Below are 15,556 nucleotides of genomic sequence, written 5' to 3' on the forward strand. Positions count from 1 at the left end.
CACCTACCGGTACTCAATTGCAGTCGGATTTAGCTGTTGCTCAATAAAGCAACTTGTGACATTCCGGCGGATGCTGACCCCTGTGATAGCAGTAAAAGGTAATATATGTTCCGGAGCAAGCTGCCCCCCAGTGTAAGTTCCGGCGCATTTGCCCCTTCTGCTATTTTATTGAATAGGTTTTGGTTCTTTGGTGAGTATCACCAAAAGAGAGCGCACCGATGGCCGGAAAACCAAAACCTATGAGCCAGATAAAACAACTTCTCCAACTCCACCAGCAGGGAAAGGGCATCAAGTTTATTGCCCGCAGCCTTGCCATCAGCAAGAACACGGTCAAGGCCTACCTGGCCCGCACCGCTGCTCTGTCGGAAAACATTCCTGTGCTGCTGGCCCTGGAAGATCCGGTGCTGGAAGCCCGCTACCATGCCGGCAATCCCGCCTACAAAGACGAGCGGTTCGAGTACCTGAAAAGTCGCCTGGACTACTATACCCAGCAGCTCAAACTGGTGGGTGTCAACCGCCTGCTGCTCTGGCAGGAATACCGCCAGCAGCAACCACAGGGCTACAGCTACACCCAGTTCTGCTTCCACCTCTCCCAGCACCTGCTGGCCCGCAAGCCCTCGATGGTGCTGCATCACCAGCCGGCAGAGAAGCTCTTTGTCGACTTTGCCGGAAAGAAGCTCTCCTATACCGATGTCACCACAGGAGAGGTGATCTACTGCCATATCTTCACGGCCTGTCTGCCTTACTCTGATTACAGTTTTGCCCTGGCTGTCCGGAGCCAGTGTATCTCCGACTTCCTTTATGCCCTGGGTTGCTGTCTGCAGCAGCTGGGAGGTGTGCCGCAGGTACTCGTGCCGGATAACCTGAAGGCGGCTGTCACCAAAGCCAGCCGCTACGAGCCCGACATCAACCGGGCCATGGAAGACTTCGCCAATCACTACCAGACCACCGTCATTCCGGCCCGGGCCCGAAAGCCAAAGGATAAGGCACTGGTGGAGAACCAGGTAAAACTTATCTACACCCGCGTCTATGCCCGCCTGCGCCACCGGCAGTTCTTTGATCTGGCATCGCTCAACCAGGCTATCAAAGAGAAGGTGAAGGAGCATAACCAGACCCGGATGCAGCAAAAGCCCTGGAGCCGGCAGGAGCGTTTTCTCTCTGCCGAGAAGCACCTGCTCTCGCCCTTACCCCGGCAGGCATTCGAGATCAAGCATTACCGGGAGTTAAAGGTGGCGCAGAATAATCATGTATACCTTGCCCAGGATAAGCACTACTACAGCGTTCCCTACACCTACATCGGCACCAAAGTAAAAGTCATCTACACCCGTTCCCTGGTCCATGTCTACAGCAAGGGAGAGCAGATAGCCGCGCACGTAAGAAGCTACCAGCCAAGTGGCTATAGCACCAGCAAAGAACACTTGTGTTCGCACCACCAGCATTACCTGGAGCGTAGCCCGGCGTATTACCTCAGCAAAGCAGAAGCCAGGTCATTGGTACTCTGCCAGCTCATGGAGCTGTTCTTCAAGCAGGGGCGTCACCCGGAACAGGTATACCGCGCCTGTGACGGCCTGTTAAGTCTGCAGAAGAAAACGGCTCCAGCGGATTTTGACAGCGCCTGCCGCCTGGCCATCGAGTGCCAGAGCTACTCCTACCGCTTTGTGCGCAACGTGCTGGAAAACAAGATGGCCAGCCATATAGAAGAGCCAAAACAGGATACACCTTTGCCGGTGCATCAAAACATCCGGGGCAGGGATTATTACGCCCAGACAACCAGTACCTTTTAATAACTATACCCTCTAAACCCTTACTAACATGATGCAGATTGAATCACAACTCACCCGCCTTCGCCTGTATGGCATGAACCGCAGCTGGCAGGCACTGCAGGAAACCCGTAAAAGCCACGAGCTGAGCTTAAGCGAAGGATTGGCGCTGCTCTTACAGGCCGAAGAAGAAGACCGGGCCAACAGACGTTTTGAGCAGCTAAAGAAGAATGCCCGCTTCCGCTACCAGGCCTCGGTAGAGGAGCTGCAACTGGAAGCATCGCGGGGATTGGATAAGGGGCTGATCCTGGGCCTTGCCACCGGGGAGTACCTGGTGAAAGCAGAATCAGTACTCATCAGCGGGGCCACCGGCTGCGGCAAGAGTTTTCTGGCTTCGGCGCTGGGGCACCAGGCCTGCGCCCAGGGCTACAAAGTAGCCTACTACAACGTGCAGAAACTGTTACTGCGCACCAAGATGGCCCGCCTGGACGGCACCATTTACAAGTTCCTGGAGCGGCTATCCAAAACAGACCTCTTGCTACTCGACGACTTTGGCCTGACGCGCCTGGAACAGCAACAGCGCCTGGATTTGATGGAGATCATCGAAGACCGCCATGCCGGCACCATTTACAAGTTCCTGGAGCGGCTATCCAAAACAGACCTCTTGCTACTCGACGACTTTGGCCTGACGCGCCTGGAACAGCAACAGCGCCTGGATTTGATGGAGATCATCGAAGACCGCCATGCCAAAGCCTCTACCATTATTGCCAGTCAGCTGCCCGTGGCCAGCTGGTATGATGTGATTGGAGAAGAAACCATAGCCGACGCCATTCTCGACCGCCTGGTACACTCCTCCTACAGAATCGAGCTAAGAGGTGAAAGTCTGAGAAAAAAGCAGTAAAATTGTCAGTCCATCGGACGCTAAAAACAAAACCTATCTCGTGGGGGTCAGTATCACCGGATTGGGGGTCAGCATCACCGGAATATCTATCTGCCGGACTGGGAAAGCCCGCCGGGACACGTGCCCCGAAGAGGGGTAACTTTGTTTCAGTGTCATAGCCAAGCAGAATAAAGCTTATCCTTTCTGAGGGTGATAGTAAATCTCTATTCATGTTGCATAATTACTAATATTATTAGCTAGTACGCAACTTTAGGATTTTTATTCCGATAATTAAAATTAATTACTAAATATATTAGTAATTAAAGGTGCTGAAACGTAGCTTTTATCAAGCTATATCTTTATCAATATTAACTAACTTCCAGCTCCACTGTCCCTTTTTAGAATCGAAGGTTTTCATTGCGTGTCCTTTTATAATCATGCCGGAAGCAAGCTTATTTTTACTCACAACTGTAGGGTGAAGGAATGCATCTCCTACAAAGCCAAACTCCTTACCCTCTGATATTCTTACCTCTCCCTCCACTTTTTTGCAGAACTTCTTTTTTAGACTCTCATTAGTGCCTTTTGAGGCAGTGAGTACTTTGTGCAGCCCGTCTTTGCTTCCACCCTGGAAACGTACTTTTAGGATGTCTCCAACATATACCTTGTCTAAAAGACGTTCATATTTAAAGAAGCCCTGCTTGTCCTCGGAGGCTATGAAATTCAGCATCTTTTTATCTGAGTTGACGAAAGATACAAGCACGCTTTCTTCCTCAACATCACTATACAGTAAGCTGTTTGCAACATCAACATACCTCTTGTAGAAGTCGTAGTTCGACTTCTTTATCGTAGCTCGTTTGTACCACTCGGTATTCTGCCAGCCAGTAAGTACACTAGGAACAGACCAGCCTTTCGCAGTTCTCGCAGCCACGATCTTCTCTATCTCGGTTCTGGCTTCATTATGAAGCTCTTTATTAATAAAGATGGTAGCCATTTTCTGACGGAGACTCACAAGCATTTCTTCGGGGCTATTGCATGTCAGAGCACGGCAGTAGCATGCTAGGACCTTCTCCTCATCGTCTTTGAAGGCTTCGCTTAATACATCCCACACCCAAAAGTCATTCCTTTTCTTTTTAGCAAAGGGAAGAATAGCAGAAAGCAGGTTTTCTTCATCTCCTAAGGCTAGCAGTAATTTAGCCTTATAGTAAGCAGGGTAGACATAGTTTGGATAGCTCTCCACTACCTGATCCAGTTTGGGCATGAATACCTCTACCTTCTCTTTGTCAAAGATCACCTCTCCAAACATAGTATGCTTTGGTAAGAGTTGTTTGGAGTAGGCAATATACGCCTGTTCAGCAATTGCCATCATCTCTTTGCCATCAGGCATCTTCTCCTTCTGATAGTCTTCTTCTCTGAAGTTTTCCAGTCCCCACCAGTCAGCAAAAGCAATGTATCTGTCAGTATCCTTGTAGCCCTTATGGAATGCCTGGAATAGAGAAGAGTACCATTTGGAAGGTTTTACCAGTGGAAGTGTACTTACTTTTGAAAACAGCGCATCCAAGCTACTCATATTTACATTTTGTTGCCCGGTTATTTGGCGGACAGCCTTAGCAATCACAATTGAGAGATTGTCATACAGCATTTCCTCGCTTTCTGGCAGCTCCAGTGTTTCCAGCTCCTCTAGTTTTGCCAGAAATTGGTCGAGGTTATTGGCAGCCTTGTCCAGTTGACTATACAGTACCCAACTCAAGTTGCGCTTTGCCCATAGATTATCAGGCTCAGCCTCTAACTCAGCCTTAGCCATGGCATGAGCTTCTTCTAATCTTCCGGTTTGGCGTAACTCTTTTATTTCTTTAGCAGGCATGTTGCTCTTGTTTTAGTGATTGCAGTAGTGTGGTAATCTCCTGAAGCAGACGCTGGCTGTTGATGCGGTTCTGTAAGGGAACTACTCTGCCGAAAAAGCCGGCGGCATTGTACTCAAAATCAAGCACTGCCTTTTCTGTTTGGCGTTTAAAAGTATAGCGCTCCTTGTATTGCAGATGCTCTATCTGTTCTACTTGAACAGAGGTTGGCTTCAAAAGCGATTCGATGTCCTCAAATAGGATGCGTACAAATGGGTACGTTTCTTCCAGTTCAAATTCAAATTCAAGACGCTTTAGAATTGTCTCGGAACTATTTCGTTTTACAGTGATAGGGGGAAGGACTTTCAGTATACCTTCTACCTCACTATAAAAAGACTCATCGTTGGTATAGGCAGGCAGTTTTTGATACTTTCCGTTGAAGAGGAGTTGTTGGTTCACCCATGTTTTTAAACCGCAGGTTTTGCCTTCTCTTTCACATAAGTAGAAGACTTCCAGATTTTTCCTTTGCCACCCTGTCAGCTTAATGAAGTATTTAGCAAGAATATGATCCACTTTCAGGAAGTGGTCCTGAACCTGCAACGGCTGATCGGTAAGATTAAACTGCTGGAGTTTAGCCAACATACTTCCATCAAGAACAATCTCTTCTTCTGCTGCTACCGGGGTATTCGTTAACTCCTGCAATGCAGAAACAGCTGGTAATCCCATGATAGCCATGGTCGAGTATGAACTAAACTTAGGTGGGTTAACAGCGAACAGCTTCCTGGAAGCGCGGGTAATAGCAGTATAAGCCCAGCGGTAAAACTGCTCATTAGACTTGCCTGCCCTGATCTGAGGATCTCTATAGCAATTAAAGTTCTCTCTATTATCGTGGTCCCATACAGTAAATACGTAATCCCATTCACCGCCCTGTGCTTTGTGGCAGGTAACGGCATAACCATACTTTACTTTAAGGCAGTTGAAGTATTCATCGTTTAAAATAGCTTCTTTAAATTCGTCGGTTTTGGGCTTTAAGCCAGCATTCCGGTTCTTGAAGTCAACGTACAGTGCCTGTGTTTCCTCTGGCGTAAGGTAGTTATCTCCGTACAGGAAATTTTCCAGCACCATGCCCGAAACATTTTTATTAGAGCTTTCCGCGTCAGGAAAAATCAGTTCGACGTGCCGCCAGGCGAGCGTAACAGTTATGGTACCCTTGGGGCTTTTGTGGTACTTTGTGTTTTTGTTGCTAGGGTAGAAGGTGAGGTCACGGCTAACAGGAGTTGGACTAACCTGGTTTACGACTGCGAATTCCCCGTTAAACACGCTTTTACGATAGTTATTCGCACCCAGTATTACAATATCACCCTGCTGTATGGGTAAGTCTTCGCTGCCAAACCGGTGTTTCCTAATCTGCTGGTTCAGTTTTAAGCAAGTCTTGTTTTTGCTGACAATAATAATTTTTGGATTACCTGTGCTGAAGTAGGTTCTCAGGAACGTCTCATAGGTAGGGTTAAGGATGTCTGATCCGTTTTCCTGCAGGTTAAAATCATTGAAGAATTGAGAAGAGATGCTTTGGCGGATTTTGGTTGCCGCTCTCAGGATACCACTATCGCCACCCTGTCGCTTTACCTCCTTCATTTCAGCACCATCAATGCTTACCCTGAATTTATCTTTCAGATAGACATCGTCAAATGCCTTTGAGCTATTGTCGCCAACAGGAGGCAGCTGGCAGGGATCGCCTACAAAAATAACCTTTGCACCGATAGTTCTAGAGGCCACACCTGTGTAGGTCATTAGGTCAGACAACAGGTGATCTGTGCCAAAACGGAAGAATTCTCCTTCACTCTTGGCGTCTGACACCATGGAGGCCTCATCTACAATGAAGACCTTATTAGCAACATCTGTGTTGTTTCTGATTTTAAAGAAGTAGCGGAATGACTGTCCACCGTCTTCATCCTTCACTTGTACCTCTTCCAGTTCATCGTAGCTGTAAATGCTTTTGTGTATGGTAAAGGCTTCCTGGCCAGTTTTCTCCCGGATAACTTTTGCTGCTCTACCTGTTGGTGCCATTAAGGCGAAGTTTTTCTTCTCTGCGCCGAGGTACTCCACCAAACCTTTTAGAATGGTTGTTTTTCCACTGCCGGCATAGCCCTTCAGCATGAATACTTGGGTGTCGCTATCAAGAAAATCTTTGATTTTCTCTAAGGCTGTTCTCTGGTCGTTGCTAAGTGTAAGGTGCTGGAAGTGGTGGAAAATGCTCATATTCTATTAATTACAAAACAAAAGTGCGGAGCAAGTGTGCTGTGGAGGTGCATACTTGTTAGCTAGATAACTTGAGCATTCTTGCTTAGCTTTTGATCAATTAGAAGTGCAACTACTTTATCCTTCAGTACTCTCAAAGCATCATATATGGAATCGTAATCTTGTAAGCGTTTATTTATAATAAATTTACCCTTGTTATATAATTCAGTTTGTGCTGGGGATAAGGATGAAAAATTTACATAGCCAGATAATTTATTCATTTCGAAATCACATAATATTTGATCTTCATTATCTATTTGTAACGAATTTCTATGACTCATCTCGTTCCGTAGGTTGTTAATAAAGATAAGCGTGCTTTTAGTTTTACTATCTATTTTACTAAGCTTGGCAAAGGCATTCAATTTGGTGTAATATGCAATATGACTTAAGTGCTCAGGAGGCTCAGGTTTAGCCTTATTAATGCTAATTAATTTAGTGATTTGGCTTATATCGCCATCTACTTTCATGTAAAAAAAATAATTTATCAATTCTTCAGCTTGTAAATGTGCGTAGCGACAGAACTCATCAAAATTAATGTGGTTATTGATTTTACCTAATCTGTACTTAAGCATTTCTAAGCAGTCACGGTATAACTGGTTCCTTATTATATCGTCCTCTACTGCTGAATAGTCTATGATTGGTACAACGTCTAATAGTAAATATTTATGAATACTTTCAATGTTCGTGCTTAAAGCCGCAATAACCTCTTTTTCTATGTTGTTATTGGGAGTAGCGTTTCCTATTAAAGTTTCTATCAGTTTACCTTTAAACCATTCATTCCCTGGTTGAGAAGAAATCTCCTGTACAAATTCAATAAGTTGAAGTAGCTGATCTTTATTGGTAGCCATAAGTCATTTACTCTTTACACCGGTAACTTATTTACTTTAGTCCTTTTAAGGAACCTGCCAAAAGAGTAAATATTTTGTTCTTTTTCATCATCATACCAAAGCTCGGTGTTTGCTTTTTCTAATGCTTGAACCTCCTCCGGATAGAAAATGATAATCTGACCTCCGTCCGCTGGTCGAATAACTAAATTAATTTCCTTTCCACTCTTCATTATACCGCTCACTGTTGTAAGGCTATCTTGGCTCCAGTTAGTACAGTCATAATCTTGAAGTGACTGCAAGTGATTTTGTACGTTTGTAACTGCTCTCTTTATGATCGCCATCACCTTTTTAAACCGCTCTATATCTGCAGCGGATATATGCTGTAAAGCTTCTAAAATTGGTTTATTATTTGCATTTTCCTGTTTGGCCCTTTCTAAGTCCTCTGCAGAGGTAATTCCCAAACTAATTAATAAGTGGTCTGGATTTAGTGGCGAGGACTCTTTCTTAATCTTTGGGGATATCATCTTCTCAAGCTCCTCAAAATTAGAAACCCCATATTTCTCCAGTAAACTAGTTGCTTTCATGCTAAGCTCCATCGACATAGCGATATCCTTCTCGTCACATAATCTGTGTTCTTTATTCTGATAGAGGTCTTCGAACAGATCGCTGGCTTGAGTAGGATTCTCAACAAACCACGTGAACAGCCTTCTAAAGGCATCCTTAGTCTCGGAAGAAAGAAATGTCCCTTTTACTTTATCTGCATTGAATTTTGCAACCTTTTCTCTTATCTGTTGTGCAATGAATTTAGCTCCAATTAGCTTCTCTCTATCGATTGCAATAGCGCCTTGAATTAATAAGCTCTCTTCTAATAGGAAGGCTCTGCAATTATACCCTAATGCAAGTAAAATATCTTTCAACTCCGGATCAATATCTCCTTCATCGAGGAAGACGGCGTTTTTAGTACATAGATCCCCGTTTTGGTTAGGATATATTTTGAGTTTATTCTGGTTAACGAGATTAATGATGCTCTCCTCCCGATTAATTAGAGTATAGAATCTGTCAAGCCAATATTGTAGCTTATCTTCTGTGAGACCAAGAGTTTTTTGAACACTGTTGATATGGCCGCAAGCAGAAAACCAGTTAACAAGATTTTTTATACTAAGGTCGTATTTCTCTTCCCACCAGTTTATCTTGTGCCAATGATGAATGTTCTCTTTTAAAGGTAAAATAAAATACTGATTAACATTGCAAAGATCATAGATAGCCTCTCTTACTTCTGCATCTTTATGGTATGGGAAATCTACATAAGCTTTATCTTTGATAATCGGGGTTCTCTCAACGAGTCCGTTTCTTTCTATCTCAACAATATTAGCATTGAGCAAGGCATTATGAGCCGGCTTCAGGATTTCAGTATCATACCATTTTTTCGATAACCATTCATAATCTTTAGGTTGCTGAAAGTCTGCTAATACAAAAGTGTCCTGAAATTGGTAATTGCTTTGGTCAATGAAATTTAAGAGTTTAAGAAAGAGGATATTACACTCTTTAAGTAGTTCCTTGTTTTCGTGTATTTCAGGGGTGTCGGCATCTTTCAAAATGATACCATTTCTTCTCTCCTGATAAATATTAAAGCTAGAGCTGTTAAGAATTCCTGGAGTGTTGAACTCTTCTGTTCCAATAAACGGGTAATTACAAAATAGCTTAGGGCATTCTTCAGCTGGGGCGATAAATTGTATCTTATTACCGTCTTTGGCAACCTCAAACGCAATGGTAGCATCTTTCTCATTGCTCTCAATGGTAAGGATTTGCTTCTGTGTATCGCTATCAGAAACACGAATCTGATGAAGGTATATGCCTTCATCTAGTTCTATAGCTCCTGCATAGCTAAAGATTAAATCTTCATTGATAGAAACTTTGGCTATTGTTCTAACAAAAGCCATGGTGTAAGGCAAACATACTCGGAGGTCATTGATACCTACTTCGGCTACTGCAGTACCACTATCATCTAAGTGATAGGTAAATTCAGTGTTAGTTTTATTCGGGTTATAATCAGTAACATCAGGAAGTGTGTCCAATGTTAGTAAAACATTCATGGCTGCTTTTACACCGTCATAGAGTTCCTGTTCACTGTTGCCAGAACGGTCTAACAATAATTCGAACTCTTTATGACCACTTGAACCTGCTTTAACGGTACTCTTCAATGTTACCCTTTCGGAAAGTAGGTGGGTCGTAATAAAACCTGTTCCGAACTTCCCAATGGTTCTTGTCTTTTCATGCACACTGATCTTCCTAGGCTTTGATGATTGTTGATTGACTAAGTAAGTAATGTTGTCAACCATAAATGGGTTACCATTGTGCCTAAATGATAGGGTGGAGGCTTCTTTGTTAATTTCTATTTCAACAACTGTATCCCTCTCGCTATTGGTTGTGTCCATAGCGTTTTGAAGCAGTTCCCATACCCAGCGTCTCTGATAGTCAGAATCAGAACTCCCATTTCTAATGTTTTGCATTAGAGTATAGATTTTTTCAGAAATAGCCTTTATAGCTATTGCCTCTTGGTTCTGCAGAACTAGGTCTTTGATAGTCGGCTGAGTAAAATCTGTGGACATAAGTCGTTTATCTTTTGTAAAAATCCATTGCTTCATCTAATCCTTTATGAATTAGAATACTTAGTACCTTATTTAAATGAGCAGGCCTGTCCTCTTGATTTAAATTCTCTTTAGAAAGCTGCTCAAATCGATATGCCAGCTTTTGGTACATATGATTATCCGCACCTCTTACCATCTTAAGGTATTTAAGTTTGCCCAGAATGACATTGGCCATGTCAGGCCTTCCCTTCTTGGTATGACCTTTATCTGCACTATATTGCTGTAAAAAGTAAGTATAAGCTCTTTCATACCCATACTGTTCCCAGTAATAAAGCCACATGCGCAGCTGTTTTACAAACCGCTTGGGTACATTCACATCCTCATTAACCACTATGCCTGTTACTTCCTGGCGATACCCCTGCTTTTGCAGGCGGGTCTTACTAGGCTTTATATGAAAATTTTGGGCCGCTATAATCCGGTGTAGCTCATGCAAGAATATACTTCCTTCTTGGTACACATTGTGATGCGAACTAAAGGTGATGTCATCAGCATAACGGCTGTACTTTAAGTTGAAGCGTTTGGCAACAGCGGTCAAGTAGAAATCCAATTGCTGGCAAATTATGTTAGTTAAGGTAGGAGAGGTGGGAGCGCCCTGTGGAAGTACATTTCTTTTCTCTTTTTGCCATGATCCATCTGGTTTGATGCGTTCAACCTCCATCTCGTGGCAGCATAAGGAAGCTATTATGTTGGCAATTTCAAGCCTACCGGTTTTGTCATTAAGATTGAAAGGAGGGAATTTTAACCTGCCCCATATTCTTGCCTGATCAATACTAGGGAAAAAGTCCTTTAAATCGATATTGTAAACATAAATGCTTCTTACATGGAGCAGAGCGTTATCTACAATAGACTTAGAGGGTATAAAGCCTGTCGCTGCTTTATGTTGGTGCTGTTCATAAACAATTTGCAGGATTAGGTTCAGGCATTTTTGAATAGCCTTCAATCCCTTTGTCGGAGCGTGGATAACTCTTGTAGCACCAGATTTTTTTTTGATTGTAAAAGCAGCGTAACGTTCTATGTTTATTCTGGGATTGCTATAGTAATTAACCTGCTTCAGCGTGAAAGGAATAGCTTTGTCACCATAGATGATGATTTTTGTGTAATTTAAAAGTTCAAGAAAATCTTCCTTGGATTTTAAGTTGCTAAATGCTGTAAGGATGTGCTGGCTTTTTTCCTCTGCTAATTTCATCTGATTGGCTAAAATGCCCCTGAATGCCTGCTCGTATTTTCTTTGTTTATGATTTAACAATCTACTTAAAACAGCTTATAAATCCTATATAATAAATATAAAATATAAGTCATGATAAGTGGACTCAAAAAGCTAGTAAATGTCAATGCAGACTGATACAATGACGATTCTAACTTTCACCCCATATTGCTACAGGGTACCAGCCGATTTTCACGTAGGATTGCTCCTACGCGACAGCTGGCATAAATCAAAATCTTAGAGCAGGCATTCAAAGAACATGTTGTAAAGTAACAATGAAACTGTGCAGTACAACTGCACAAATGTAATGTCTTATTTTTATTTTGCAGATGGTTTGTAAAACATTTACATCACAAAGAGAACAGGTACCTGTGCAGTCGAACTGCACTCAAAGCAGAAGTCTATGGCTATTAATAAAAATGCATTGATCCGTTACAAAGTGCTGGATAAATGTTTCCGTAATACTGGCAGACGCTATTTTATACAGGATCTCATTGATGAATGTAACAAGGTCCTCCTAGAGATTGACCCAGAATCTAAGGGGATAAGCCGCAGGCAGATTTTTCAGGATGTTGCCTTCATGGAAAGCGGAGAGGGATGGAGTATAGACTTAGTAAAGCACAGGGATAACAAAAGGGTATACTATAGGTATGCAAATCCCTCTTTCTCGATAGACAACTCGCCCTTAAATGAAGTAGAAATAAATCAACTACGTAGCGCCATGGCCATCTTGGCGCAATTTAAGGGTATGCCGCAGTTTGAATTTGTGCACGAAATACTGCCTAAATTAAGTCAAGGCATTACAACTGATCAAGAAGAAGTAATCATTGACTTTGACAGTAACCAATATTTAAAAGGTATTGAGTATTTAGGGGAACTGCATAATGCGATTTTCTATAAAAAGGTGCTGTGTGTGAGTTACCAGCCATTTGAGAATAATGCACCTTATGATGTTATCTTACATCCTTATTACCTGAAGCAGTATAACAATAGGTGGTTCTTGTTCGGCTATAATCCTGATGAGGGACTCTATAACTGGAATCTCGCACTTGATAGGATTGTAGGCATCACTGAGACTGACGGAAAGTATCATCCCAACACAGAAATTGATTGGTTTGAGTACTTTGATGAAATGATCGGCGTAACGAAACCTGTCGGAGCTACTACTGAGCCTGTGGTGCTGCATTTAAGAGGCAGGGCCGGAATGTATGTGGTGAATAAGCCTATCCATGGATCGCAACACACTAAATGGCTGGATCCTGAGTTGTTAGAGGTGAAGCTAGATCTAGTAATTAACTTTGAGTTTAAGCGCCTTATCCTTTCTTATGGCAAAGACGTAAAGGTAGTAAGCCCTGAGTGGCTGAAAAATGAAACCGCAGATAACTTGAAAGCTGCATTAGACCTTTATTGCTAAAAATAATGCTATATATTTGTCGTCTTATAATTTACCTTATGTTAAATGGGGCGTAAAGATGATCTTGCAGGAGCTCTCAAGCAAAATACCGAATTGGACTATTCATCCTTAATACAATCAGTTCTAATTTAGCGTTTTGTTTCCATTATCAGTAAATCTAGGGATAAAAAACACCTTCAATGTGGGGCTCAATTTGAATGTTCTCCCAATGGTTTAAAGCATTAGTTTCATAAATCCTAACGAGCTCACTCTTAACAAACCAATCTGAAAGTTCACTATTCTGGGTTGGTGCTCCTTCTATCTTTAGCAAAGAAGATATTTTAATTGCCAATTCCCTAGATATACCAAACTCAATTAGTCTCCGTGTTTCGGGCTTATATGCTCCATGTTCCATAAATGATAACAAGGGGTTCTCCTGTTCTAGCATCGAAAAAGTAGGGTGCAGCAGCTTAGGAAGTCGATAAGTTATTTCAGTATTTAACAAGTCAAGTGTATGGTCAATATCTTCATCTGAAGGCTCTCCCTTCCATGAAAGTATTGTACGTATAGGAATTTCTTTGCCCCAATCTTGAGCAATAATCAAACATTTTCTTAAAACCTTGTCGCTTCTAATCTTGGTATATTTGTTATAATAATAAGGAGTGGTAGCTTTTACTAATTCAAGTACTTCAGTTAAGCTATCTACAAAGTCATGAGCAAAAGGTGAAGATGGAAGTTTGAAGTTACTTGAAGAGATTTTAAGGAATAAATCATTTAAAACGAGAGGATCCCAATGAGGATTTTTAATAAGAATATGTGCAGGAATAGCAAGGTCTCTTAATTGAGTGTTGACAATGTCAAATTCAGGGGATGAAATTGTTATTCCGGTCTTTTCTAACATATAAAATACTTTGTCTCCATATCTGAGAACCATATGCCTGATATGCGTAGTTAAGTCGTTAAATGAATTTTCATCGGCTGGCTTTGAGCCGGCTAAAAGTGCCTGCTTAATTTCTTCTTTGCTTTCAATAAATCTTTCTCCATATCCAGAAGATAACTTTTTTTCAGGATATTCAAAGAGAGTTGTTTGAACTGCATCTCCTTCTTGGGAGGCTTCATAAGAGTTTTCATCAAGCACAATGGCTCTACCAACAAAGTCTTTCATCAATCTACCTGCACGTCCCCTTAAATTTGCGAACTCATAAGGGGTTAGTTTAGCGCCAGTTCGTGATTGTGTTGTTAAACTTTGATTCCTAGCAATTATATTCTTAGCTGGTAGGTTAACACCCTGCATAAGCGTTGTGGTGCAAACTATATTTTTGATAATGTTTTTTGAAAAAGCTTTTTCAATTACAGTTCTTAAGAAACCTGGAACATTAGCATGGTGATAGCAGGTTGAGCCTTTTAGACAGCTAACCAATGAATAGTTGGGACTAATACTATTAGAGACGTACTCAATTAATGAATTTAGCTCTTTTGTTAGTTTTGCCTCTCCATTAATATTTTTTGCAATACTATTTGCAGATGCTTTTGTAGGAGCAAAAACTATGTTCCCTTCGTTTGGATCAAGATTATTTAGTATAGAGTTCAATAATGTAAATGAAGAGTCATTATATCGAACACTATTAAAGAATTTTAAAGGATTAACAGGGAAATTATCAACAATTATTGATTTAGGTTTTTTTGATATTGTTGAATACTGTCGAAAGAGTACTTTGCCAGATTGATATATGAATGAATATGACAGATTAAGGACTGGAGGTAAATCATTATTTATCGATTGGGCCTCTTTGCCAAAGAGTTCTGTTACTACTTCGTCAATGTTTTTTATTCTAGGACCAGCTACAACAATTTTTTTGGGAGTTAGATTATCTTCAAACTCTCTGATTAAATTATAAAGATCCCTTGATCTGTCATTGTCTTCGTTTGCTACCCTTTCAATATTTTGTATTTCATCTATAATTAAAAGCTCTAAATTTTTAAAAAAATCTTCTCCTTGACTTATTGCAGAGAGTGCTCTTTCTTGGGTAAGAACTAAGATATTAGAACTTTGCTTACTAATATGCTTTTCAGAATAAGTTTGCCCTACATTAATGTTTAACTCTAGTTCATTAATAAGCCTCCTTAAATCAGAGCTAACTTGATTGATCAGAGTAATCGTTGGGACAACATAGATGCAGCTACCACCATGCAAATGGAGGTGGTGAACAATTTTGTTAGCTAATACATATGATTTTCCGGCTGAAGTGGGAGCTGAGATTCCGATTCTATTCTTTTGATCAATTAAGTCCCACATTCTCTTCTGAAAAGTTGAGAGTGTAATAAAGTAATCATCTATTACCTGTGTTTCACATTCTAGTAGCTTTGATTCAAATGCAAATTGTGCAATAAGACTTCCAAGGTTACTAAATTCTTGATTTTCTATATTATAATTAAGATCAACCATTCTAGCAGATGGAATTAAACCAAGTCTAGAAAGTACCTGCATAAGAAATGAAGGTAAGTTATCCCAAGCCTTATTTTTGTGCTCCCATACCAACCCACAAATAGTTAAACATATATTTCTTTCTTGATCACCAATAGCTCTTCTAGAAAGTCTTTCTGCAAGGTTCAGAAGTTGGACCGCGAGCTTTTCTTCTAGTTGTGGTATTTCTTTATTGATTAGCTTAAGTTTTGCTGCGAAAGCCTCAAGGTCATGTGTCAAGATT

General features: G+C 41.5%; 9 protein-coding genes. 3 read left to right on the forward strand and 6 right to left on the reverse strand.

Annotated features, from left to right (window positions below; all coding sequences use genetic code 11):
- Positions 1 to 239 precede the first annotated feature (239 nt).
- Entirely contained in the window at positions 240 to 1,784 is a 1,545-nt protein-coding gene (gene istA / locus DP923_RS16230) for an IS21 family transposase (protein WP_239021071.1), read from the forward strand.
- Positions 1,785 to 1,812: 28 nt separating this feature from the next.
- On the forward strand, positions 1,813 to 2,661 hold the full coding sequence (locus DP923_RS16235; protein ID WP_112306945.1) for an ATP-binding protein: 849 nt from the start codon (positions 1,813 to 1,815) through the stop codon (positions 2,659 to 2,661).
- A 325-nt stretch (positions 2,662 to 2,986) separates the two neighbouring features.
- Here the strand turns inward: DP923_RS16235 and DP923_RS16240 are convergent, their stop codons facing one another.
- The 5 genes from DP923_RS16240 to DP923_RS16260 all read right to left on the reverse strand — a co-directional run bounded on the left by DP923_RS16240 (position 2,987) and on the right by DP923_RS16260 (position 11,437).
- Entirely contained in the window at positions 2,987 to 4,501 is a 1,515-nt protein-coding gene (locus tag DP923_RS16240; protein ID WP_112306883.1) for a tetratricopeptide repeat protein, read from the reverse strand.
- On the reverse strand, positions 4,491 to 6,737 hold the full coding sequence (locus DP923_RS16245) for an ATP-dependent DNA helicase (RefSeq protein WP_112306884.1): 2,247 nt from the start codon (positions 6,735 to 6,737) through the stop codon (positions 4,491 to 4,493). The genes DP923_RS16240 and DP923_RS16245 overlap by 11 nt, the downstream gene beginning before the upstream one ends.
- Before the next feature lie 62 nt (positions 6,738 to 6,799).
- The gene (locus DP923_RS16250; protein WP_112306885.1) at positions 6,800 to 7,624 is read right to left on the reverse strand and encodes a hypothetical protein; all 825 of its coding nucleotides are present in this window, start codon (positions 7,622 to 7,624) and stop codon (positions 6,800 to 6,802) included.
- 14 nt (positions 7,625 to 7,638) lie between these two features.
- On the reverse strand, positions 7,639 to 10,248 hold the full coding sequence (locus tag DP923_RS16255) for a sacsin N-terminal ATP-binding-like domain-containing protein (RefSeq protein ID WP_112306886.1): 2,610 nt from the start codon (positions 10,246 to 10,248) through the stop codon (positions 7,639 to 7,641).
- Positions 10,220 to 11,437: a reverse transcriptase domain-containing protein gene (locus DP923_RS16260; protein WP_112306946.1), complete on the reverse strand. Its 1,218-nt coding sequence runs from the start codon at positions 11,435 to 11,437 to the stop codon at positions 10,220 to 10,222. The genes DP923_RS16255 and DP923_RS16260 overlap by 29 nt, the downstream gene beginning before the upstream one ends.
- A 421-nt stretch (positions 11,438 to 11,858) precedes the next feature.
- Here DP923_RS16260 and DP923_RS16265 point away from each other — a divergent pair, with 421 nt between their 5' ends.
- Entirely contained in the window at positions 11,859 to 12,869 is a 1,011-nt protein-coding gene (locus DP923_RS16265; protein WP_112306887.1) for a helix-turn-helix transcriptional regulator, read from the forward strand.
- Positions 12,870 to 13,026: 157 nt separating this feature from the next.
- Here DP923_RS16265 and DP923_RS16270 read toward each other — a convergent pair whose 3' ends face one another.
- A complete protein-coding gene (locus DP923_RS16270; protein ID WP_165838215.1) occupies positions 13,027 to 15,552 on the reverse strand; it encodes a DEAD/DEAH box helicase in 2,526 nt (841 codons plus the stop codon).
- Positions 15,553 to 15,556 lie beyond the last annotated feature (4 nt).

Origin of the sequence: Pontibacter arcticus, assembly GCF_003284895.1 — a bacterium.
GTDB lineage: Bacteria > Bacteroidota > Bacteroidia > Cytophagales > Hymenobacteraceae > Pontibacter > Pontibacter arcticus.

Coding starts and splice junctions, on each gene's coding strand:
- DP923_RS16260 (WP_112306946.1), bottom strand. CDS start 11,437: ATGAAATTAGCAGAGGAAAAAAGCCAGCACATCCTTACAGCATTTAGC.
- DP923_RS16255 (WP_112306886.1), bottom strand. CDS start 10,248: ATGAAGCAATGGATTTTTACAAAAGATAAACGACTTATGTCCACAGAT.
- DP923_RS16265 (WP_112306887.1), top strand. CDS start 11,859: ATGGCTATTAATAAAAATGCATTGATCCGTTACAAAGTGCTGGATAAA.
- istA (WP_239021071.1), top strand. CDS start 240: ATGAGCCAGATAAAACAACTTCTCCAACTCCACCAGCAGGGAAAGGGC.
- DP923_RS16240 (WP_112306883.1), bottom strand. CDS start 4,501: ATGCCTGCTAAAGAAATAAAAGAGTTACGCCAAACCGGAAGATTAGAA.
- DP923_RS16250 (WP_112306885.1), bottom strand. CDS start 7,624: ATGGCTACCAATAAAGATCAGCTACTTCAACTTATTGAATTTGTACAG.
- DP923_RS16245 (WP_112306884.1), bottom strand. CDS start 6,737: ATGAGCATTTTCCACCACTTCCAGCACCTTACACTTAGCAACGACCAG.
- DP923_RS16235 (WP_112306945.1), top strand. CDS start 1,813: ATGATGCAGATTGAATCACAACTCACCCGCCTTCGCCTGTATGGCATG.